The 21,468-nt window shown below is 43.3% G+C and carries 21 protein-coding genes; 12 read left to right on the top strand and 9 right to left on the bottom strand.

Annotated elements, in window-relative coordinates; translation table 11 throughout:
• The first annotated feature begins 1 nt into the window (after position 1).
• From hyaB to H5185_RS06895, 11 genes are all read left to right on the top strand, one after another.
• Complete coding sequence (gene hyaB / locus H5185_RS06945; protein WP_124014783.1) at positions 2–1,705, top strand: nickel-dependent hydrogenase large subunit; 1,704 nt, start codon at positions 2–4, stop codon at positions 1,703–1,705.
• A 31-nt stretch (positions 1,706–1,736) separates the two neighbouring features.
• Complete coding sequence (gene cybH, locus H5185_RS06940; protein ID WP_182697294.1) at positions 1,737–2,405, top strand: Ni/Fe-hydrogenase, b-type cytochrome subunit; 669 nt, start codon at positions 1,737–1,739, stop codon at positions 2,403–2,405.
• 15 nt (positions 2,406–2,420) lie between these two features.
• Positions 2,421–2,975, top strand: coding sequence for a HyaD/HybD family hydrogenase maturation endopeptidase (locus tag H5185_RS06935; RefSeq protein WP_182741688.1), 555 nt, complete (start codon positions 2,421–2,423; stop codon positions 2,973–2,975).
• Positions 2,968–4,896 (top strand): NiFe hydrogenase, encoded by a 1,929-nt coding sequence (locus H5185_RS06930; protein ID WP_182741687.1) that lies wholly within the window; start codon positions 2,968–2,970, stop codon positions 4,894–4,896. The genes H5185_RS06935 and H5185_RS06930 overlap by 8 nt, the downstream gene beginning before the upstream one ends.
• A gap of 55 nt (positions 4,897–4,951) precedes the next feature.
• Positions 4,952–7,390: a carbamoyltransferase HypF gene (gene hypF, locus H5185_RS06925; protein WP_182741686.1), complete on the top strand. Its 2,439-nt coding sequence runs from the start codon at positions 4,952–4,954 to the stop codon at positions 7,388–7,390.
• A 348-nt stretch (positions 7,391–7,738) separates the two neighbouring features.
• Complete coding sequence (hypB, locus tag H5185_RS06920; protein ID WP_182741685.1) at positions 7,739–8,452, top strand: hydrogenase nickel incorporation protein HypB; 714 nt, start codon at positions 7,739–7,741, stop codon at positions 8,450–8,452.
• A gap of 2 nt (positions 8,453–8,454) precedes the next feature.
• Positions 8,455–8,697: a HypC/HybG/HupF family hydrogenase formation chaperone gene (locus tag H5185_RS06915; protein WP_124014777.1), complete on the top strand. Its 243-nt coding sequence runs from the start codon at positions 8,455–8,457 to the stop codon at positions 8,695–8,697.
• On the top strand, positions 8,694–9,821 hold the full coding sequence (hypD, locus tag H5185_RS06910) for a hydrogenase formation protein HypD (RefSeq protein WP_182741684.1): 1,128 nt from the start codon (positions 8,694–8,696) through the stop codon (positions 9,819–9,821). The genes H5185_RS06915 and hypD overlap by 4 nt, the downstream gene beginning before the upstream one ends.
• Positions 9,811–10,818, top strand: a complete 1,008-nt coding sequence (gene hypE, locus H5185_RS06905) for a hydrogenase expression/formation protein HypE (RefSeq protein ID WP_182741683.1) — start codon at positions 9,811–9,813, stop codon at positions 10,816–10,818. The genes hypD and hypE overlap by 11 nt, the downstream gene beginning before the upstream one ends.
• A complete protein-coding gene (locus H5185_RS06900; protein ID WP_182741682.1) occupies positions 10,818–11,162 on the top strand; it encodes a hydrogenase maturation nickel metallochaperone HypA in 345 nt (114 codons plus the stop codon). Before hypE ends, H5185_RS06900 begins: the two co-directional genes overlap by 1 nt.
• Before the next feature lie 95 nt (positions 11,163–11,257).
• On the top strand, positions 11,258–11,422 hold the full coding sequence (locus H5185_RS06895) for a hypothetical protein (RefSeq protein WP_165870019.1): 165 nt from the start codon (positions 11,258–11,260) through the stop codon (positions 11,420–11,422).
• A gap of 218 nt (positions 11,423–11,640) precedes the next feature.
• On the opposite strand, the gene H5185_RS06890 is transcribed toward H5185_RS06895, so the two are convergent.
• On the bottom strand, positions 11,641–13,398 hold the full coding sequence (locus tag H5185_RS06890) for an acyl-CoA dehydrogenase C-terminal domain-containing protein (RefSeq protein WP_182722864.1): 1,758 nt from the start codon (positions 13,396–13,398) through the stop codon (positions 11,641–11,643).
• Positions 13,399–13,689: 291 nt separating this feature from the next.
• Between H5185_RS06890 and H5185_RS06885 the strand changes: the two genes are divergently transcribed.
• Entirely contained in the window at positions 13,690–14,625 is a 936-nt protein-coding gene (locus H5185_RS06885) for a hypothetical protein (protein WP_259396181.1), read from the top strand.
• Between the two features lie 63 nt (positions 14,626–14,688).
• Here the strand turns inward: H5185_RS06885 and H5185_RS06880 are convergent, their stop codons facing one another.
• The 8 genes from H5185_RS06880 to cmk all read right to left on the bottom strand — a co-directional run bounded on the left by H5185_RS06880 (position 14,689) and on the right by cmk (position 21,375).
• Positions 14,689–15,240: a DUF2058 domain-containing protein gene (locus H5185_RS06880; protein ID WP_124014771.1), complete on the bottom strand. Its 552-nt coding sequence runs from the start codon at positions 15,238–15,240 to the stop codon at positions 14,689–14,691.
• 27 nt (positions 15,241–15,267) lie between these two features.
• On the bottom strand, positions 15,268–16,095 hold the full coding sequence (locus H5185_RS06875; protein WP_182741681.1) for an SDR family oxidoreductase: 828 nt from the start codon (positions 16,093–16,095) through the stop codon (positions 15,268–15,270).
• Positions 16,096–16,192: 97 nt separating this feature from the next.
• Positions 16,193–16,891 carry an orotidine-5'-phosphate decarboxylase gene (gene pyrF, locus H5185_RS06870; RefSeq protein WP_124014769.1) on the bottom strand — a complete coding sequence of 233 codons (699 nt, stop codon included), beginning with the start codon at positions 16,889–16,891 and terminating at the stop codon, positions 16,193–16,195.
• A gap of 66 nt (positions 16,892–16,957) precedes the next feature.
• Positions 16,958–18,118 carry a lipopolysaccharide assembly protein LapB gene (gene lapB, locus H5185_RS06865; RefSeq protein WP_124014768.1) on the bottom strand — a complete coding sequence of 387 codons (1,161 nt, stop codon included), beginning with the start codon at positions 18,116–18,118 and terminating at the stop codon, positions 16,958–16,960.
• A 1-nt stretch (position 18,119) separates the two neighbouring features.
• Complete coding sequence (locus H5185_RS06860; protein ID WP_273058137.1) at positions 18,120–18,416, bottom strand: LapA family protein; 297 nt, start codon at positions 18,414–18,416, stop codon at positions 18,120–18,122.
• Between the two features lie 122 nt (positions 18,417–18,538).
• Positions 18,539–18,826 carry an integration host factor subunit beta gene (gene ihfB, locus H5185_RS06855; protein ID WP_124014766.1) on the bottom strand — a complete coding sequence of 96 codons (288 nt, stop codon included), beginning with the start codon at positions 18,824–18,826 and terminating at the stop codon, positions 18,539–18,541.
• Between the two features lie 77 nt (positions 18,827–18,903).
• Positions 18,904–20,571, bottom strand: coding sequence for a 30S ribosomal protein S1 (rpsA, locus tag H5185_RS06850; RefSeq protein ID WP_124014765.1), 1,668 nt, complete (start codon positions 20,569–20,571; stop codon positions 18,904–18,906).
• Positions 20,572–20,685: 114 nt separating this feature from the next.
• Positions 20,686–21,375: a (d)CMP kinase gene (cmk, locus tag H5185_RS06845; protein WP_124014764.1), complete on the bottom strand. Its 690-nt coding sequence runs from the start codon at positions 21,373–21,375 to the stop codon at positions 20,686–20,688.
• Positions 21,376–21,468: the final 93 nt, after the last annotated feature.

The raw sequence follows: 21,468 nt of genomic DNA, 5'->3' as shown, positions 1-21,468 counted from the left end.
CATGAGTAAACGTGTCGTTATCGACCCTATCACCCGCATCGAAGGCCATTTACGTGTCGAAGTTGAAGTGGATGACAATAATGTCATTACTAAAGCTTGGTCTTCGTCGACCTTATGGCGCGGCATTGAGGTGATTTTAAAAGGCCGAACTCCAATGGATGTGGGCTTAATTGTGCAACGTATTTGTGGCGTATGTACTTATTCGCACTATCGTTGCGGTACTGAGGCGGTTGAAAATGCCCTCGGAGTTAAGATCCCTCTTAATGCAAAATACTTACGCAGCTTAATGCAGTCGTCACTCTACATGCATGATCATATTGTGCATTTTTATCATCTACACGGGTTAGATTGGGTGGATGTGGTATCGGCATTGAGCGCCGATCCGGCACTGGCGGCACAAGTGGCGATGAAATACTCTGATACGCCTATTGCTGCTGGTGAAGGTGAACTTAAAGCCGTACAAGCCCGCGTAAAAGGCTTGGTTGAAACCGGAAAACTCGGGCCATTTGCGAATGCTTATTGGGGTAATAGTACTTATCGCTTTAGCCCTGAACAAAACCTCATTGCGTTATCGCATTATTTAAAAGCCCTTGAAGTGCAACGTGTTGCCGCTGAAATGTTAGCGATATTTGGTGGTAAATCGCCACATCCACAGTCGATTGTTGTGGGCGGCGTAACCTCAGTGCGTGACATGTTAAGCCCTGCCCGTTTACAAGAATGGAAACAAAAACACGCTATCGTACAAGATTTTATTGAGCGAGCTTATCAAGCCGATATTGTGATGGCGGCAGAAGCATTTGGCTCTGAACCCAGTGTACTTGGCGGGGTAAATGTTAGCAGCTTCTTATGCGGTGAAGACTTTATTACCTCTGATGGCGAGTATTTATTCCAACAAGGGGTGATTTTAAACGGTGATTTAGCCAATGTATCGGATATAGACCCTAGCTTAATTAAGGAAGACGTCACCCATGCTTGGTATCAAGCTGATGGGCCGCAACATCCATATGTAGGCACCACAATTCCTGATTACACTGGCTTTATTGAGCGCGATACTGTGTACGGCAAATTGCCAACCATTAATGGCGACGGTAAATACTCTTGGGTTAAATCACCACGCTATCAAGATGAGCCGTTAGAAGTGGGTCCATTAGCGTGTTTACTGGTTAACTATGCCCGCGGAAATCAGGTTGTTGTCGATGCGGTAAACGGCTTGTTAGCCCGTACCGGCTTACCTCTTGAGGCGCTATTTACCACCTTAGGTAGAACAGCTGCACGTATGCTGCAAACGGTATTAGTCGGTCAAGCGAGTTTACAAACCTTTGATGCCTTACTGGTCAATATGCAGTCAGATGAATCAACTTATGTGAAGCCTGAAATTGATCCAGACCGCGTTTATGAGGGCTTTGCGATGATTGAAGCACCTCGCGGTATGTTAAGTCATTGGATCCGCATTAAAAATGCTAAAGTTGAAAACTACCAAGCAGTGGTCCCCACTACCTGGAATGCTGGCCCTGTGGATGCTAATGGAAAAATGGGCCCTTATGAAGCATCCTTGATTGGTTTGAAACTTGAAGACCCAACTAAGCCTTTAGAAGTCATTCGCATCATTCATTCCTTTGATCCTTGCATGGCGTGTTCAGTTCACGTGATGGATTACAAGAAACAGACTCTAGGTCAATTTAAAATTGATCCAAATGGGTTTTAATCAGAGGTAATGGATTAGGAGGGATAAAAGTATGCAACATATTGCAACCCACGACCGGCAGTTGATATTTACTCCAGCGATTCGAATATTTCACTGGTTACGTGCCTTGTCTATTTTAGTATTAGTGATCAGCGGATTTTATATCGCCTGGCCATTTTTAGTGGCACCGGCTAGCACAGATGTCTTGGTGCAAGGTTGGATCCGCTTTGCGCATATCATTTTTGGATTTTTGTTAACCAGCATTACCTTAGTGCGTTTTTACTTGTTTTTCTTTAGTCGAAATAGCATCGAACGACGTTCGTTTAAAGATGTGTTGAGTGTAAAAAGCTGGATAACACAAATAAAATCCTATTTTTGGATGGGCAGTTTAGACAAAGCTGGGGTTTACGGACCATTACAGTTTATGACTTATGTGGCCATTTCGTTTGTTGCCTTGATTATGTGCATCACTGGCTTAGTGCTCTACGCCAATGTGTATCACTTAGGTGTTGGCGGAATGCTAGGTGATGTATCAGCATGGATAACTGGTCTTTGTGGCGGATTAGCACCACTGCGAACTTATCATCATTACCTAACATGGGCCTTCATTATTTTTGTGGTGATCCATGTGTATATGGCGGTGTGGTCTGGTATTCGCTTTAAACATAATTCAGTCGATTCCATTGTATCTGGTTACGACTATCACAAAGTACGTAAATAGGATGAATCAATAATAGTGAAAAAAATATTGCTGTTAGGTATAGGCAATGTATTGTACGCCGACGAAGGAGTCGGCGTGCATTTTGTCAATTATATCAAAGACAAATATCAAATTAGCCACCTAACTGACAGTATGGATATTGTCGATGGTGGCACCCTCGCCCAAGGGCTAATTCCAATGATCAGTCGTTATGACCATTTAATAGTGGTTGATACGGTTAACAGTGTTGGTGTGAAGCCTGGCGAAGTGTATTTTTTTGATTTTGACCACGCCCCAGCTGAAATTGATTGGCAAGGCAGTGCCCATGAAGTAGAAATGCTGCAAACACTCAACATGATGGACATTGTCGGTGACAGACCGCTCACATTTGTTCTCGGCGTTACCCCAACGGTAATTGAACCAATGACATTAGGATTGACGCCAGATTTACATGCCGCCATTCCTGTGATGGAACACGCACTATTATCCCATTTGGCCAGCTTAGGATTTAGCCTGGAAATTGTGAATAATATAACCATTGATCAGGTGATTCCTGACGCTTATAAGCGAGGTTGCTATGTCGATGCATAACATTCGATTTGACTTTGTATGCCAGAGGCATGTGCCATTATATGAGCACTTGTGTAATCAATATCTGGACCGGACTGAACTTAATATTAGTATTGGTGCAGAATCTGACCCGCAAACAAGTACCACACGTTATTTTATTGAAGCCTTTGCCACACAAGCTCAACTTGAAGCGTTAGCAGACGATATTGCCAGTGATTTTTTACTGTCGGTTTGGTTACTCAACACTCATATTGAACGTATTGAGCAGCACAGTGGCCAGCGAAAACCTTTGGCGATGTCAGCCAAATCTTCAGGGTTACCTTTGTATTTTTGCCAACATTGCCAACCACTTTTTGGCGATAATCAACAGCCCTCTTTTGGTAATATAAACCTGCACTGTGAACACTGCATGGGGCATGAGAAACTCAGTCGTGATGAAAAATCGTTAACTCAGGCCGACATTGTGTTAATGGCCAACCGCTTAATTAGCCATAAATCACTGCCCTTACCTATTCTCGGGTTAACCTTGTGGTTAACGCCACCCACCTCATTAACAGATGAGCAAGCCAAAACACCAACGCAGACTGAAACACGCCAAGCGAATCAATACCAAAAACCACACATATTAATTTGTAACCCCAATTCACTGAATAGCCATTTTATCGTCAATGACAGCCAAGTATTGGCTTTATCGAGTATCGAAAAACCGTTAATTTGCGTTCGAGCAAGTAGCGATCATCCCAGCTTATTGGCGCCCTTGTATGAGATCCAATTCGCTGAAAACCGTTTGTTGGTGATCCTCACCGAAGTGCTGCGCCAAAAAGGCATTCATTGGTTATACGTGAGCAAGAATAGCGATCAACAAACCAGCCACGATGGCGTACTGAAAGCGCCATTGCGTTTAGCGATGATTAATCATCAGTGGTTGCCCATTACCAGCCTGAGTAATGGCACTATGCCCTTGCCCTCTACTATCACTTGTTTACATGATGAAAATAACTATCAAGATGGTCATTTTGCGTTTCGTGCTCACACCACAAACACCAGCATAGACTGGCAAGTCAGCCCTGCTGAGCCACCAGCAACAGTGTTAGAGAATGTCATAACTGACGTTTCAAGTGATGTCAGCACCTCAATAACGACCAGTTTATGTGCATTAAATGCCGCACTATTACGTTGTGACCTGACCAAAAAAATTCGTAAAGCGCAATTTGTAAAACATGCTGCGGTACTATATTTCAGCCAACATAATGCCAGCCAAATCGTCACCCTAGACAGCCAAAGTCAGCCTGAGTTGTTTTTTGAAATCCCCAAACTGCCTTTATCTGGTTATGAGATTTGTCATCGCTTATCTGAGTCGCCACAAAAAAGTCTGCTGGATAAATTTAAGCAGTTATTTCCTGCAGAGTATAACCAACTGTTGGATCTGCACATTCAAGCAGATGATGGCGCATTGTCACAATTAATGGCGGTTGCCACGCTTATTATTGGCGGCTATTCGGTTGAGACCGCTCAGCGAGTCACTGTCACTGAACTTGCCGATAAATTTATCGCCCTGGCAATGGCGCATCAGGGTAACAACGCTCCACGAATTGACTTTCCGCTCACCAAGGGAGCCGCGCATCGAGGTCTCAATTGGTGTAAAACGTTAGGCACATTAATGAGTTTCAAGCTAGCGGGTGAAACTAACTTAGCCAAATTAGCCTTTGCATTTCATGATTCGTTTGCAGATTATTTAAGTCATTGGATAGAGCATTTAGATCAAAATATTGGCATAAAACAATTAGTAATTGCTGGCAGTGACTTTGCCAACCCGGTGTTAACTGAACGAGTGCAAATACGCATTGGTAAAAACTTTCCCCTAGTGGTTAATCCGTTATTGGATTTTGATGGCGTTAATATCGCAATAGGTGGGCTATATCTCAAACAACGCCGCGGATAAAGGGTATCTTTAGGTATATCAGTTTTTGCTTATCCTCGTTTGAGATTGAGTTTTTATGAAGCCATTACGACAAGTTACCGTTATTGTTAAAGGTATTGTACAAGGAGTTGGATTTCGTCCCTTTGTGTTTAGGCTGGCACACCAATTGAATTTAGTGGGCAGTGTGCTCAACAATCATCTTGGGGTGACAATTATTTTGCAAGGTAGCAACCAGCTGATTGAACAGTTTATGGATAATTTGACTCAATCGCCTCCGCCATTAGCGCGAATTGATGCCATTGAAGTCATAAATCACCGCCAATTAAGTCAATTTGACGGCTTTAGTATTATCGATAGCCACATTTTAGACGGCGAACATGCCAACGTCGCGATTTCAGCCGACATGAGTATTTGCCTAGATTGTCTCGATGACATTAACGATCCTCATAACCGTCACTACCAGTACCCGTTTACCAATTGCACAAATTGCGGCCCGCGTTATAGCATTATTGATTCACTCCCCTATGACAGATGCAACACTGCGATGGCGGATTTTGTGATGTGCGATCGCTGCCGCGCGGCTTATACCGATCCACTCAATCGACGCTATCATGCTCAGCCAGTGAGTTGTCCCCACTGTGGCCCACAATTAACCTTTAGTACCATCAATGCTAACGCCGAATTTCTCTATGACTCGTCGATGTTAATCGCATTAGAGCAAGCCGTTGAAATGATTAACCGTGGCGGCATTGTGGCCATTAAAGGCTTAGGCGGATTCCATTTAGTCTGCGATGCCACTAATAATGACGCTGTGGCAGCACTGCGCCAACGTAAACAGCGCCCTGCAAAGCCTTTGGCGATTATGGTCACCAACTTAGCTCAAGCTCAACTGTGCGTTAGTGGCACGCCAGCAGAATGGAAAACATTAACCAGTCCTGAGAAACCCATCACCTTGATGAATAAGCGTCATACTCGTGCAAAGAGTGATAACAATGATGCTGCAAGTAAACATAATAATGCTATCGCACTTAGCTCATTGCTAGCACCAGGTATTGATCGCCTTGGGATCTTTTTGCCCTACACCCCATTACACCATTTATTAATGCAGCGTTTAAACAAGCCCATTGTGGCGACCAGTGCCAATCGCAGCGGCGAGCCGATTATCACGAATAAGACGGATATCGAACGACATCTAGCCCATGTTATTGATGGGATACTTGACCATAACAGGCCGATTATTAATGCCTGTGATGACAGTGTGGTGCAAGTGATCGACGAACAGGTGCAAGTGATTCGATTGGCCCGTGGCTATGCGCCACTGACCATCAACCTTCACTCTCCCATGCTATCCAATAGTCAACACAGCGTATTAGCGGTTGGTGGGCAACAGAAAAACACCGTTGCATTTGGCTTTGACGATAATCTGATTGTTTCGCCACACATTGGTGATTTATTCAATCTAGAAGCACAGCAATATTTCAACCAAAGTTTAGCAACGTTCAGTCGCTTATATGATTTTAGCCCGAGCCATATTGTGCATGATAATCATCCACAATATGCACCAACTCAATGGGCGGCGAATTATCAATGTGAGCATCAACTGCCGCCATCTCATTGTATTGGCGTACAACATCATTTCGCCCATGTACTGTCGGTGATGGCAATGCATCAACATACTGATCAAGTTGTAGGATTTAGCTTTGACGGAACCGGCTTAGGCGATGACAGCGTACTATGGGGCAGCGAAGTGATGCTGGCAGATATACACGGTTTTACCACTTTGGCACACTTTAGTTCCTTTAAGCTTATGGGCGGTGAACAAGCGATTAAGCAGCCAGTGAGAATTTTACTGGCATTATTATTTGAGCAGATGTCACTGCAACACGTGCTCACACTTCCCATTGCTGCGATACAAAATTTAGGCCGACATAAGGTAATGAATTTGTATCAGTTATGGCGTAACAATAGCCATTGTATTGAATGTCGCTCTGTTGGACGCTTATTTGATGCACTGGCGGTGGCATTAGACTTTATTGGCAGCTCACAATATGAAGGCCAAGCCGGTATGATGATTGAAGCCGCTGCAAATGACTATCTTAACAATGTCGGTATTGGGGGCTTACCGGCACTCTTACCGGTAACACTCAACAGGTTAAGCTGCACGGGTAATCAGACGGATAAAGCAATTGAGCCAGTGCAATGGCACAGCAGTGACTTTATCGCTCAGTTAATCAATCATTTGCTCACTCACTCACAAAGCACTTCAATTAAACAGCAAATATGTTGGCATTTTATTCATGCCATTAGCCAGCAAGTTAACCAAGTCGCTCAACAGTATCCGCAGCTACCACAGGTATTTTGTGGTGGTGTATTTCAAAATAAACTCTTACTTAGTCAATGTCTTGATGATTGTCATCAAGGTGGCAGGCGCTTTTTACCCAGTGGTCATATTCCTATCAATGACGGTGGTATTGCATTGGGACAATTGTGGTACGCCATTCATCACATGGCTTAGTATTAAATGCTAGAGGTTTTTTACCCTGCCTCTGCAATCGACTTACCGTGAATTAGATAATGCTTAACTGCTAATTGACGGTGGTATTGCATTGGGACAATTGTGGTTTGCCATTCATCACATGGCGTAGTATTAAATGCTAGAGGTTTTTTACCCTGCCTCTGCAATCTAATTACCGTGAGTTAGATAATGCTTAACTGCCAATAATTGCGCTATTGATCACATAATTTACTCAATAGCACTTTTGTTCACAGTCTTTATTACAAAATCTGATGTGCATCAAAGAATGCAGCAACCAATTAACCGACACTTATTGATAATCATAACAATAAGGTTAGGGAACATCATATGTGTAAAGATTGCGGTTGCTCAATGACTCATGACCATACTCTTCATAGTAATCCTCAGCTTAACGACAAAAAGACGTTAGCGGTTATCCATAAGATATTGGATAAAAATGACGTAGAAGCACAACATAATCGTGATCATTTTGCCGCTCATCAGGTAAGCGCATTTAACTTAATGAGCAGTCCAGGTAGCGGTAAAACCAGCCTGTTAGAGTGTTTACATGAATATCTCGATGCTTGTTATGCGGTAATTGAAGGAGACCTTGAAACCTCACGCGATGCCGACCGCTTAATAGCCAAAGGCATCAATGCCTATCAAATTCAAACCGGCTCAGCTTGTCATCTCGACGCTTTTATGGTTCACGGCGCACTGCATCACATTAATTTAGATGATGTAGAGATTTGTTTCGTTGAGAACGTCGGCAATCTAGTGTGCCCAGCCAGTTATGATGTCGGCACCCATAAAAATATTGTGTTGTTATCAGTGCCTGAAGGTGACGATAAAATTGAGAAGTATCCAGTGATGTTTCGCCGTGCCGATTTGGTCGTTATTACTAAATCTGATCTGCTGCCTCACTTTGATTTTAGTATTGATGAGGCTAAAGCACAGTTAAGTAAATTAAATCCCAACGTTGAATTATTAGTGGTATCAGTGAAAAATTCTGATTCAATGAAAGCATTGGCGAGCTGGTTTGATAAGCATCAGGAATATTAATTATGTGTTTATCAATCCCATCAAAAGTTGTTGAAATTCATGATGATGAAACAGTAACGGTTGATACGCTTGGCGTAAAACGCCGCGTGAGTTGTCATTTAATCAGTGATCCGCTCGCCATCGGTGACTTTGTATTGATTCATATTGGTTTTGTGATGAATAAAATTGACCATAAAGATGCCCAAGAAAGCCTCGATTTGTATCGTCAAATAGTCACCGCGATGCAATTGGAGTCGGCGCAATGATGACCCTCAATGACTTTTATCAAGGATTTCGAGATCCACTGACGATTCGTCATTTGGCGCAATTAATTGCGCAACAAGCAGCTAAAACCAACGAGCAAATAAACATCATGGAAGTGTGCGGAGGTCATACACACACCATTATGAAATACGGCTTATTACAATTATTACCCGCCAACATTCACTTTATTCATGGTCCTGGTTGTCCGGTCTGCGTTATGCCCAAAGAACGCATTGACCATGCAGCCGCCCTTGCCTCCCAAGCCGATACCATATTAGTCACCTTAGGCGATATGATCAGAGTTCCCGGTTCTGTGGGCAGTTTGGCGCTATTTCGCTCAAAAGGCTGTGATATTAGGCCAATATACGATCCACTAGATACCTTAGCGATTGCCCGTGATAATCCTGATAAAACGGTGATTTTTTTCGCCATTGGTTTTGAAACATCAACGCCAATGACAGCGGCATTATTAGCGCAAGCTGAAGCGCTAAAGATCGACAATTTATTGTTTCATATTAACCATGTGCTAGTGCCACCAGCCATTGATGCTGTGATGTCTGATAGCCGCTGTCAAGTCAATGCCTTTATTGGACCAGCACACGTGAGTGTGATTAGCGGCGCCCAAATTTATCAATCTACTGTGGATAAATACAAGACACCGGTTGTGGTGTCTGGCTTTGAACCTGTGGATGTTATGGAATCTATTTTGCGCATTGTGCGTCAAAAAGTAGCAGGCAAAGCGGAACTTGATAACCAATACAGCCGCTCAGTGAGCTACGAGGGCAATATTGCCGCACAGCAACTAGTCGACAAATACTTTATGGTTCGCGACAGCTTCCGTTGGCGTGGACTTGGGCCGATTGCTAACTCTGCGCTGACGCTGCGGCCTGAATATCATCACCGTGATGCTGAACGTATTTATGCCAAGATATTGCCCACAGAGGAAATTGATGATCATAAAGCCTGCATGTGTGGCGATATTTTGCGTGGTTTGGCCAATCCTAAAGATTGTAAAGTATTTGGCCGAGGTTGTACGCCACAAAGCCCGCTTGGCAGCTGTATGGTCAGCTCTGAAGGCGCCTGTAATGCTTATTATCGCTATGGAGAAGTGAGTCATGTCGACTAAAAAAACCATTCAGCTTAGCCACGGTGGTGGCGGTAAAGAGATGGACCAATTGATCCATGAGCTGTTTTTTAAAGCCTTTGATAATCCCATTTTGACCGCGCAAGAAGATGCGGCCACATTGAACATGTGTGGTCATATTGCCTTTACTACCGATTCATTCACAGTTTCACCGTTGTTTTTCGCTGGTGGCGATATCGGCAAGTTAGCGATTGCTGGCACAGTAAATGATTTAGCTATGATGGCCGCGCAACCTGAATATTTGAGCTGCAGCTTTATTATTGAAGAAGGATTTCCTCTTGATGACTTAAAAACCATTGTTAACAGCATGGCGACTGAGTTACGTAAATCTGGCGCTCGAATTGTCTGCGGTGATACTAAAGTGGTGCCTAAAGGCTGTGCAGATGGCTTGTTTATAAACACGTCTGGCGTAGGGCGTATTTTACGTCCTGATATTTCAGCGCGTAACTTACAAGTCGGGGATGCGATTATTGTCTCTCGGGATATTGGCTGCCACGGCGCGGCCATTTTAATGGCTCGCGATGGCTTAACGCTTGAGTCTGAATTGCACAGTGATTGCGATACTTTATGGCCTATTATTGAGCAGTTACTTGTGGCCAACATTAACATTCATGCTATGCGCGACGCCACTCGGGGCGGCTTATCCGCAGTATTAAACGAGTGGGCTAAAGCGTCGCAAATTGGCATTAACGTTGACGAAGCCAGTATTCCTATTTGTGATGAAGTCAAAGGCTTATGTGAATTATTTGGCTTTGAACCTTTTGATTTAGCCAATGAAGGCACCTTTATTATGGCCTTACCAATGGATGTAGCCGAAGGCGCAATTGAAGTCATGCAGCGTTATGGTCATTGTGAGCATGCGGCGATAATTGGCCAGGTGACTGACGGGCATCCTGGTAAAGTGGTGCTGCAAACCCCTTGGGGCAGTAGTCGCTACTTAGATTTACCACAAGGTGAATTGCTGCCAAGGATTTGCTAATGCACGAATACTCGATTGTGATGGCGTTAATGGAGCAGTGCGAAGCCTTAGCTTTGGAGCATCAAGCCACAGGCATAGAGCAAGTGGTGCTTAAGATTGGTATTTTAAGTGGCGTCGAACCCGCTTTATTATCCCAAGCATTTGACACCTTCAAGCTTGAAACGGTATGCCATAACGCTAAATTGATGATAAATATTCAACCGTTAGTGTTGCAATGCCGCGACTGCCAAACGCAATCAGAAGTCAATGAGCGCACTGTGATATGCCCTGAGTGTGGCGGCAATAACACTCTGGTGATCGATGGTGAAGACATGATGCTGATGCAGTTGGTGCTCGATACCTAGCATTTATACAGATAACAATTAACAGATTATTGAACGACGCGTTAACTCAATCAAAACGATGATAACAAAAGTAAACCCAACAGAAGGACTCCACCATGAAATATTTATCTCTTGCCTTTATTCTTGCCACCATTCCATCTATTGCCATGGCACATGAGGGACATGGAGGGGTAGGACTTTTTCATCATTTCACTCAACTCACTCCAGCCATCGTACTTGTGGCCATTGTGGCCTTTATCTATTGGAAGCGAAGTAAGTAATCAAGCGACTCGTGGTTAGGCGATAGGTAACGCCAGTTTAGGCTCTGTATTGCGAAGCAAGAACAAACTTATTGCCTTCACGAGTTAACCTGAACTCAAGTTAGTGAGTGTATAGCTGCAGTAAAAAAGCCTTCCAGTGGAAGGCTTATTGTGTGGCTGCAATTTATCAGCAGCGCATAATGGACTCAGCTATCGACTCAGTTCAGCGGTAACTAGGCTTAGAACATGTCAGCTGGCATGGCCATAATCGATTTATCACCTTGATTAACTTGTGATAAATGATACTGAGATTTTGATAGTAGCTTATCCATGTAGAAATCTGCCACAAATTGCTTTTGCGCCGCAAAGCTTTGATCTTCGTGGCTTGATGCTTTATCGGCCATTAATAACCAGAAGTAGCCGTATACTGCGTAACCAAAGGCATCTAAAAAGTCGACCGCACAAGAGTTTACTAATGCTGGTTGAGTTTTCTTGTTAGCATTAATGTAGTTAGCGGTTGTTAGCAACTCATCAAATACTTGGCTTACCATCGCTTTATGATCGCCATTTGCCTGAGTTAACTCAATAAGACTCGCATTCACTTCAGCGACAAATTCAGTCAAGGTGGCAACGTCATCACCGGTAATTTTACGGCCTAAAAAGTCGATAGCCTGAATACCGTTAGTGCCTTCGTATATTTGTGCAATACGAGTATCACGCACAAACTGCTCAATACCTGTTTCACGGATATAACCATGACCACCAAAGACTTGCTGGCCCATGATGGTGGCATCTAAACCGCGGTCAGTTAAAAAGGCTTTTGATACTGGGGTCAGTAAACCTACATATCTAGCCGCTTTTACTTGTACATCTCCACTAGCATATTTTGCTAAATCCAGCTGCTTACCGGTATATACCGACAATGCTCTACCCGCTTCGGTCATTGCGCGAATCGTTAATAGCATACGACGCACGTCGCCATGAACAATAATCGGATCAGATGTTGCACCCGTGGCAGAACCCGCTGCTGCGATACCTTGTAAACGATCTTTAGCATATTCACTGGCCATTTGATAAGCCGCTTGCGCGTTACCTAAACCTTGTAAGCCAATGGCTAAACGCTCATAGTTCATCATGGTAAACATACACACTAAACCACGATCCGGCTCACCGATTAAAAAGCCTTTAGCATTATCGTAGTTCATCACACACGTCGCGGATGCTTTCAGCCCCATCTTGTGTTCAATAGAACCTACCGTTACGCCATTAGGTTCGCCTAAGCTACCGTCGCTGTTAACGCGAACTTTAGGCACTAAAAATAATGAAATACCTTTTGAACCGGGTAGTTTAGCTAATACTAAGTGGATAACGTTTTCAGTTAAATCTTGATCGCCGCCAGTAATAAAAATCTTGTTACCCGTAATGGCGTAGCTGCCATCATCAAGTGGTTCTGCTTTAGTGCGAATACCACGTAGATCAGAACCAGCATGAGGCTCGGTCATATCCATGGCACCAGCCCATTGGCCAGTATACAAATTAGGTAAATAGGTTTGTTTTAACTCGTCGTTTGCATGAGCATTAATACACAAGGCAGCGCCTGCGGTCAGTGAACTGTAAAGCGTAAATGAGTTACATGCGCTATAGCCCATTTCATCTACCAGTACACCGAGCATTTTGGGCATACCCATGCCACCAAAATCCGCCTCGCCGCATAATCCCACCCAACCGCCATCAGAAAACTGCTGATACACTTCTTTAAAACCATCAGGGGTAATAATGTCGTTACCCTTATGAACCACACCTTGCTCGTCACCGTTGCGATTTAAAGGGTGAAGCAGATCACGGCTGATCTTATTGGCTTCCTCTAGAATGGCGAATGCAGTATCAAGGTCAACAACATCTGCCATCGCAGGAAGCTGTTCCCATGTTGCTTTTGCATCAAATACCTGTGCCAACAAGAATTGCATGTCCTTTAACGGTGCTTGGTATGGGTTCATAAGAGTCTCTTAAACGAATAATTAAAACAGTTGTTTTAATTTATACTAAAGCGTCACAAAAGGAAAAGCTTTTTAGCAATTATCTAACCATATTTTGACGAATGTTGGCTTCTCACTTGCCTTTATGTTGATTGTTTAGGTTTCTCAACCCAATAGGGTTTCAATGAGTTACAATTGGTCGAACGCTGATTGGGTGAGCAACTTATTTGATTAACAACCATGGTGTGTTTAAAGCACATTGTTCACCACAATACACAGACCTTAGCATTAGATAATAGCAAGTGACACTTTATGCATACTCGCAATGACTCGCAGGCCTCATCACCGATTTTATCTGAATACTTTCAGCAAGTAACAGTTATTGGTAATGCAAGTGGTGATTGGCAACCCGCTCAAATTGGACATACTTTCATCTTTAATGGCACTCAACATGAAGCCGATAAAGTGATTAATATTTGTAATGGCCCTTATGCTGGCTCACATTATGCTTTTGTGGTCAGTAATAGCCCGGATAACGATCAATTAGTGTCACTGCTTACCGAAGTAGGCGAAACTCTCGAGGTGCAGTTAACCTGTTGGCCATCATCAGGACTGGTGACTATTTTATTAATGTCCCTGATGGCACAACAGGTCAATGTACAGCGGATGTCTTTATTACCCTCTTTAGCCAGACCTGATGACATGCCGGCGAATGAGTATTTACCCTGCATGGTGCATAATTGGTTAGGCGAACGTCGTATCGCCTTAGGATTACAGCTCACCAGCCATAATATTCAGTGGCCAGCGTTATTTCTCGATGATGCATCTCCCCTATTGCCGCAGGATAACGAACCCGTTGATATTAATCCATTTGAAGTATTACTGAGTGATGCGGTCCGACGCCGGCAAAATAAACTATTAAGTCCAGACAATACCGATCCACATTTTAAGGTCGCGCAACGCTTAGCCCTGCAAGTCAGCTCGGATACACCAGATAATCTTGAGGTGCAATATGCGTTACTCGCCGCATTAAGTAACTTACCTAGTGTGCAATGGTTAACCTACGCCAATCAAAGCGACTTAATCTTGGCTGAGTCGTTGTTTTATAATCAATACCCAGACAGCCAAGCCAGTTATTGGTACCTAATTGATTATCAAGCATCACAATACTTAGACACTATCCGCCATCACCTTGCTTATTGTCAGCAAGTCATAGCGTTAACGGCCAAGCAGGCTAATGCAGAATAGTAAACACCACACAAAAAACGCCTCTATTTAGAGGCGTTTTTGTTAATGATTAATGATTAATGATTACCACATTAAATCGTCTGGAATCGCGTAGTCGGCATATGGATCATCAGCGCCGCTTACCTGCGCCACAGAATCTTTAGCCGCTTTATCCCACAAATAACCACACCACTGCGGCACAAGTAACTTCACTCGTTCAGCAAGCTTATGCGGCACTATGTAGCTTTTATCTTCATGACGGATGATACCTAAGGTGCCATTTAATAAATCAGCTTGAATTTTGTCGGTGATGTAAACCGAATAAATTTTGTTTTCTAGGGTGTAGTTGAATTTCAGCTCTGCATCTCTAGAAACGGTAATGGCAAATTTAGCAAACTCGCTGATTAAGCCACGGACTTGTCCTTTTTCAGTTGCTGCGGCAAAGCGCTGCTCATTTAAGGCTTTATCTTTTTTGGCTTGCGCTAATTTTTGCTCAGCAATCTGTTGCTTGAGCGCTGAACTGCCGTCATCTACCTTTGATTTTTTATCACGACGCTTTTGGGTTTTAACGTCGCGCACTTTTTGTTTACTGGCAAGACCTGCTTTAAGCAATTGATCTTGTAATGCATTGGCCATGTTATATACCTTTAATTTTATCGATTTTTATAAACCGTGCTTCGCGGCTATGTCACCTAATTCGGTCATTGCAATACTGGCGCCACCTAATGACCAACCGCCATCAACGGGTAATACTACGCCGGTAATATATGATGCCATATCTGATGCGAGGAATAAGGCAGCGTTAGCAATGTCCTGACCCTGGCCATTACGTTTCAACGGCACGCTATTTGCCACCCGTTGCTGTAACTCATCAGTGGGGGCTAAACGGTTAAAGCCTTCAGTATCAGCTATAGGCCCTGGCACAATAGAGTTAATTCTAATGCCTTCAACGCCCCACTCTAACGCTAATGTGCGAGTGAGCATATCAACACCGGCTTTAGCGGCGCAAACATGCACTTGCAATGGCATGGCGATATAAGCTTGTGGCGCAGAAATTTGAATAATGCTGCCATTTGGGCGAGATAACAATGGATAAGCATGTTTCAATACTTGAAAGCTGCCAATTAAATCAATATCGATAACCGATTTAAAACCATTAGGAGACAATTTTGCCGCACTGGCAGGGAAATTACCTGCTGCACCACTGATTAACACATCAATATGCCCATAAGTGGAAGCAATTTTATCAAACCCAAGGATTAACGCATCGTTGTCGCGCACATCAAAACTCACCCCTAAATGAATTGAATTTGGATTAGCTTGATTGAGTAATTCAACGGCGGCATTGACCTTATCAACACTGCGACTGGCAACGGTAACATTGGCGCCAGCTTTTGCAAATTGAATCGCAACTTGAAGATTAATGCCAGAGGTACCACCCACCACGACAACATTTTTAGCCGTGTAATCAAACCTTGTATTATCAGACATAGTCATCCTTTATTTCTGTGTGATTGCTTGATGTAGATAAGTGTACTTTGCTGGCATCATTGCTAGAGAATATCTCTGTTTCAATAATGCCTTTACATCAAACATGTAGCGATTGGTAAATAGCCTTGAGCGCCGCTAAGGGATCGGCAGCTTGAGTGATTGGGCGACCGATCACCAAATAATCAGACCCAGCAGCAATGGCTTGTGGAGGCGTCATCACCCGATGTTGATCACCCGCATCACTGCCAGCCGGTCTTATCCCTGGGGTCACTAAGGTAAAGTCTTGGCCAAATGATGATTTTAGTAATTTAGCTTCTTGAGCTGAGCATACCACCCCGTCTAAACCAGCTTGATGAGTCAGCTTAGCTAAGCGCAGTACATGTTCAAATGCTGGCACATTGATACCCAGTAAGGCTAAGTCTTCATCTGACATTGAGGTTAATACGGTAACCGCAATCAGTAGTGGTGCTTCTTTACCAAATGGTATTAGTGCTTTTTTAGCGGCCTGCATCATAGCAAGTCCACCACTGGCATGCACATTAGTCATCCACACGCCTAAATCAGCAGCAGCGGCAACGGCTTTGGCAACTGTGTTGGGAATATCATGAAATTTCAAATCAAGGAATAAATCAAAGTTTCGGCTGTGAATATCATTAACCAACTCAGGCCCAAATAAGGTAAACATTTCTTTGCCAATTTTTAACCGACATATCTCTGGGTCGAGTTTATCAATAAAGGTCAATGCGTCATGTTTATTGTCATAGTCGAGGGCGACTACAATTGATTTCTCAGTCATTGGAACTCCAGCGGTAATATGGTGTTACTGCATTAATTATAGGGTTGGTATTTTACGATGGCCACGTTATTCACCATCTAGGCCTTTTATCCGCTTGATACTGCCCCATTGTTTGCATGATGGACAATGCCAATACAAACCGTGAGAAGGAAAACCACAAGCAGTACAGCGATAACTTGGGCGGAATTTAATTTGTTGTTCAACAAGTTGCTCTAGCATAGATAAACTTTGCTTAGCTTGACCATCTTCAGCTTGTTGAATGTGTAACTTCATTAAATGCTGAAAACCTTTCATGGTTGGATGACGATATAAATTATCCAGCATCATGGTTTCAGCACTTTGATGTTGATCTAGGCTTATTTTGTGCTCAGCTAATGCCACCACTACACTTGCTCCCGCGCCATCGGCAATGGCTTTAGCGAGTAGTTCGTGAAAACCGTTAGGATCTTGTGTGTCGCGATAAACTTGTTTTGCTATTGAAACGCCATCAGCAAATAAATCAATATCAGCCACTTTCAGCTCTTGTAACGCGTGCTTACATAAGTCAACTTGGCCAGCATCAAGATAAATCTTGGCGAGAGTTAACCAAGCTCGACCACATTGAGCATCTTGCTTAATGGCTTGTTGCAGCTTTTTGATTTTATCTGTTTCATTATGAGCTTCATCAGCTAGCTGGCAATAAAAATGGGCTGTGGTGCGCTTAAGCACTTGCTGACGTTTACGAGGAAGACGCTTAGTGATATCGATGGCACTTTGCCATTCTTTAGTCACTTGATAGATTAATAACAGCTGAGTTTCGGCTTCTTCACTGTGATCATCTTGGCTGACCAAGTTAATAAAAATTTCTTCGGCGCGGTCATAAAACCCAGCAGCCATATAATCTTTACCTAACTCCATCATCGCAATATCGCGCTGCTCATTGGTTAAGCTCGGTCTGGCAATCAAGTTTTGATGGATACGAATGGAACGATCCACTTCACCTCTTTTACGGAATAACGAACCTAACGATAAATGAGTGTCGATGGTTTCGTCATCGACATCTAGCATGCTGATGAATAAATCAACCGCTTTATCAGACTCGTTAGACAGTAAAAAGTTAAGCCCAGTAAAATAATCTCGGCTTAATTTTTTACTCTGCTGGCTATCGCTATGACGAATACTGCGTCGTCCCATATACCATCCATAACCGGCAGCGATAGGTAATAACAAGAACAAGATTTCTAGCATACTAGACAGCTTGGTCCTTAGGCATTACAGCAACACTTGTTGCATCTGCAGCAGTGAGCTTTTTAAGGGCTTTATTGCTTTTACGCAACGCCAGCTTTAGCTTGACGATATGGTAACTTGCAAATATCCAGCTGATAATAAACCCGCTGAAAAATACCACGGCAAGCACGATAGGTAATCGATATTGCCCTTCAGCAATAAAGTAACTTAAGGTGACAACTTGCTCATTTTTAGCACCAAATAATAATGCTAAAACAAACAATAGCCCAACTAGTACAACGACAATAAATGATCTCACGCTATTCTCCATGAAGGTGCATCAATATAATGATTATCCAAGAAATTTACTGGGCTGACCAGCATTGACTGCCATTAGATACAAAAAAGCCTCCAAGAGGAGGCTTTTTATTAAAGCGTTAATCAAGGATTAACAGCATCGACACGTTCGCGCAGTTCTTTACCCGGCTTAAAGTGTGGAACATACTTGCCTTCCAAATCAACTGAGGTACCAGTTTTTGGGTTACGGCCAGTACGTGGCGCACGATAGTGAAGTGAAAAACTACCAAATCCACGGATTTCTATACGATCACCGCTTTCTAATGTTGTTGCCATTTGCTCCAACATCTCTTTGATTGCACTTTCCACTTCTTTCGCCGACAGTTGCGACTGCCTAGTGGCGAGTTTTTCGATAAGTTCAGATTTTGTCATCTTAGCTATCCCATATTATCAAGCCAAACACAGTCGCCTAATGGGGACCACGTCCCCATACAACAGACGATTTTCGATTACTTACGAGCTGCTTTGAATGCTTCAGCCATTGCGCTGCTCATTACAACTTCGTCTTGCTTGTTCAAAGTAGCGATCGCTTCTTTCTGTTCAGCTTCATCTTTCGCTTTGATAGATAAGCTGATAGAACGGTTCTTACGATCTACGCCCATGAACTTAGCTTCGATAGCATCACCTACTGAGTATACAGTAGATGCATCTTCGATGCGGTCTGCTGAAATATCAGCTACACGAATGTAACCTTCAACAGTTTCTGCTAGTTCAACTGTAACACCTTTTGCGTCAACAGCAGAAACAGTACCGTGAACTACGGTGCCTTTCTTCTTGTCAGCTAAGTATGCGTTGAATGGATCGTCTTCAGTTTGCTTAACACCTAAACTGATGCGCTCACGCTCTGGGTCTACTGAAAGCACTACAGCGTGGATTTCATCGCCTTTCTTGTATTCAGAAACTGCGTCTTCGCCAGTACCGTTCCAAGAAATGTCAGATAAGTGAACAAGACCATCGATTCCACCGTCAAGACCGATAAAGATACCGAAGTCAGTGATTGACTTGATCTTACCAGATACTTTGTCGCCTTTGTTGTAACGAGTTGCGAAGTCATCCCATGGGTTAACTTTACACTGTTTCAGGCCTAGAGAAATACGACGACGCTCTTCATCGATGTCTAGTACTAACACTTCAACTTCATCACCTAAGTTAACAACTTTAGATGGGTGAATGTTCTTGTTAGTCCAATCCATTTCAGAAACGTGTACTAAACCTTCAACGCCTTCTTCGATTTCGACGAAGCAACCGTAGTCAGTTAAGTTTGTTACGCGACCAGTTAGCTTAGTGCTTTCTGGGTAGCGCTTGCTGATTTCTAACCATGGATCTTCGCCAAGTTGCTTAAGACCTAGTGATACGCGAGTACGCTCACGGTCATACTTAAGTACTTTAACGTTGATTTCGTCACCAACATTAACGATTTCAGATGGGTGCTTAACGCGTTTCCAAGCCATATCAGTGATATGTAAAAGACCGTCAACACCACCTAAGTCTACGAATGCACCGTAGTCAGTAAGGTTTTTAACGATACCTTTAACAGCTTGGCCTTCTTGTAGATTCTCAAGAAGAGTATCACGTTCTGCACTGCTTTCAGATTCGATAACAGCACGACGAGAAACAACAACGTTGTTACGCTTCTGGTCAAGCTTGATAACTTTGAATTCTAATTCTTTGAACTCTAAGTGAGCGGTGTCGCGAACTGGGCGCACGTCAACTAGAGAACCTGGTAAGAAGGCACGGATACCGTTTAATTCAACAGTGAAACCACCTTTAACTTTACCATTGATGATACCGATTACAGTTTCAGCATCTTCGTACGCTTTTTCTAGAACGATCCAAGCTTCATGACGCTTAGCTTTTTCGCGAGACAATTGAGTCTCACCGAAGCCATCTTCAACAGAGTCAAGGGCTACGTCAACTTCATCACCTACTTGGATTTCTAAAACGCCTTGTGCGTTTTTGAATTCGTCAGCATTGATTGGGCTTTCAGACTTAAGGCCTGCGTCAACAAGTACCATACCGTTTTCGATGGCAACAACTGTACCACGAACGATAGAACCTGGACGGAACTCTAGGGTTTGAAGGGATTGTTCAAATAGATCAGCAAAAGATTCAGTCATGTTTTAGGTTACTTTCATTAAATAAACCACCATCCATCCTAGATGTGGAGTCTAGTAATATTATTCGTGTCATCCTTAACACGAATACCTACTGCACAGTAATCGACAATTCGGTTACGCAACAGTAATTTTTTGTCTAACGTACTCAAGCACTTGCTTCAATACATCTTCAATGCCAATGCCGCTTGTATCAATAACAAGTGCATCTTCAGCTGGGACCAGCGGCGAAGCGGCGCGATTGATATCACGGTCGTCTCGTTCAATAATTTCAGCTAAAAGGCGGTCGATTTTAACATCGAAGCCCTTGTCCTGCAACTGATTATAGCGTCTTTGCGCTCGTTCTTCGGCAGACGCTGTTAAAAATATTTTTACCGGGGCTTTTGAAAAAACTACGGTGCCCATGTCACGTCCATCAGCAACCAGACCTGGCGCGGCACTAAAAGCCCGTTGACGACGCAATAATGCCTCACGTACCCGTGGAAGCGCCGCGACTTTAGAGGCTGCATTAGAGCATTCTTGAGTACGAATGGTCGTGGTAACGTCTTCACCTTCAAGAATCACTTTAATGGCATCAATGTCGGTGCCAGTTAAAAATTGGACATCAAGGTGAGCAGCTAATAAGGTAAGTGCTTCTTCGTTTTCTAGCTCAACGTCATGATGAATAGCGGCTAAGGCTAAAACACGATAAATCGCCCCGCTATCTAATAAATGCCATCCTAAATGTTGTGCCAATAATTGGCATATTGTGCCTTTCCCTGCACCGCTAGGGCCATCTACTGTGATCACTGGAGATCGTTCTGACATAGTTTCCTCCGAAAATAATCTATCGTCCCTGAAAAAGATAAAGGGTTCATCAAAATAAGCGCGCGCATTGTATAACAAAAAAATGTTAATTAC

This window comes from Shewanella sp. SG44-6 (assembly GCF_014164185.1).
GTDB classification, from domain to species: domain Bacteria; phylum Pseudomonadota; class Gammaproteobacteria; order Enterobacterales; family Shewanellaceae; genus Shewanella; species Shewanella vesiculosa.
Note: the sequence above shows the minus strand (reverse complement) of the source record. Positions and strands in the feature narration are given on the sequence as shown.

Excerpts from the sequence above, each read along its gene's own strand:
- lapB (WP_124014768.1), bottom strand. The coding sequence starts at position 18,118 with ATGCTAGAAATCTTGTTCTTGTTATTACCTATCGCTGCCGGTTATGGA.
- H5185_RS06915 (WP_124014777.1), top strand. The coding sequence starts at position 8,455 with ATGTGTTTATCAATCCCATCAAAAGTTGTTGAAATTCATGATGATGAA.
- H5185_RS06885 (WP_259396181.1), top strand. The coding sequence starts at position 13,690 with ATGCATACTCGCAATGACTCGCAGGCCTCATCACCGATTTTATCTGAA.
- H5185_RS06900 (WP_182741682.1), top strand. The coding sequence starts at position 10,818 with ATGCACGAATACTCGATTGTGATGGCGTTAATGGAGCAGTGCGAAGCC.
- hypE (WP_182741683.1), top strand. The coding sequence starts at position 9,811 with ATGTCGACTAAAAAAACCATTCAGCTTAGCCACGGTGGTGGCGGTAAA.
- pyrF (WP_124014769.1), bottom strand. The coding sequence starts at position 16,891 with ATGACTGAGAAATCAATTGTAGTCGCCCTCGACTATGACAATAAACAT.
- hyaB (WP_124014783.1), top strand. The coding sequence starts at position 2 with ATGAGTAAACGTGTCGTTATCGACCCTATCACCCGCATCGAAGGCCAT.
- hypF (WP_182741686.1), top strand. The coding sequence starts at position 4,952 with ATGAAGCCATTACGACAAGTTACCGTTATTGTTAAAGGTATTGTACAA.
- hypB (WP_182741685.1), top strand. The coding sequence starts at position 7,739 with ATGTGTAAAGATTGCGGTTGCTCAATGACTCATGACCATACTCTTCAT.
- hypD (WP_182741684.1), top strand. The coding sequence starts at position 8,694 with ATGATGACCCTCAATGACTTTTATCAAGGATTTCGAGATCCACTGACG.
- cybH (WP_182697294.1), top strand. The coding sequence starts at position 1,737 with ATGCAACATATTGCAACCCACGACCGGCAGTTGATATTTACTCCAGCG.
- rpsA (WP_124014765.1), bottom strand. The coding sequence starts at position 20,571 with ATGACTGAATCTTTTGCTGATCTATTTGAACAATCCCTTCAAACCCTA.
- H5185_RS06875 (WP_182741681.1), bottom strand. The coding sequence starts at position 16,095 with ATGTCTGATAATACAAGGTTTGATTACACGGCTAAAAATGTTGTCGTG.
- H5185_RS06880 (WP_124014771.1), bottom strand. The coding sequence starts at position 15,240 with ATGGCCAATGCATTACAAGATCAATTGCTTAAAGCAGGTCTTGCCAGT.
- H5185_RS06890 (WP_182722864.1), bottom strand. The coding sequence starts at position 13,398 with ATGAACCCATACCAAGCACCGTTAAAGGACATGCAATTCTTGTTGGCA.
- H5185_RS06930 (WP_182741687.1), top strand. The coding sequence starts at position 2,968 with ATGCATAACATTCGATTTGACTTTGTATGCCAGAGGCATGTGCCATTA.
- H5185_RS06895 (WP_165870019.1), top strand. The coding sequence starts at position 11,258 with ATGAAATATTTATCTCTTGCCTTTATTCTTGCCACCATTCCATCTATT.
- ihfB (WP_124014766.1), bottom strand. The coding sequence starts at position 18,826 with ATGACAAAATCTGAACTTATCGAAAAACTCGCCACTAGGCAGTCGCAA.
- cmk (WP_124014764.1), bottom strand. The coding sequence starts at position 21,375 with ATGTCAGAACGATCTCCAGTGATCACAGTAGATGGCCCTAGCGGTGCA.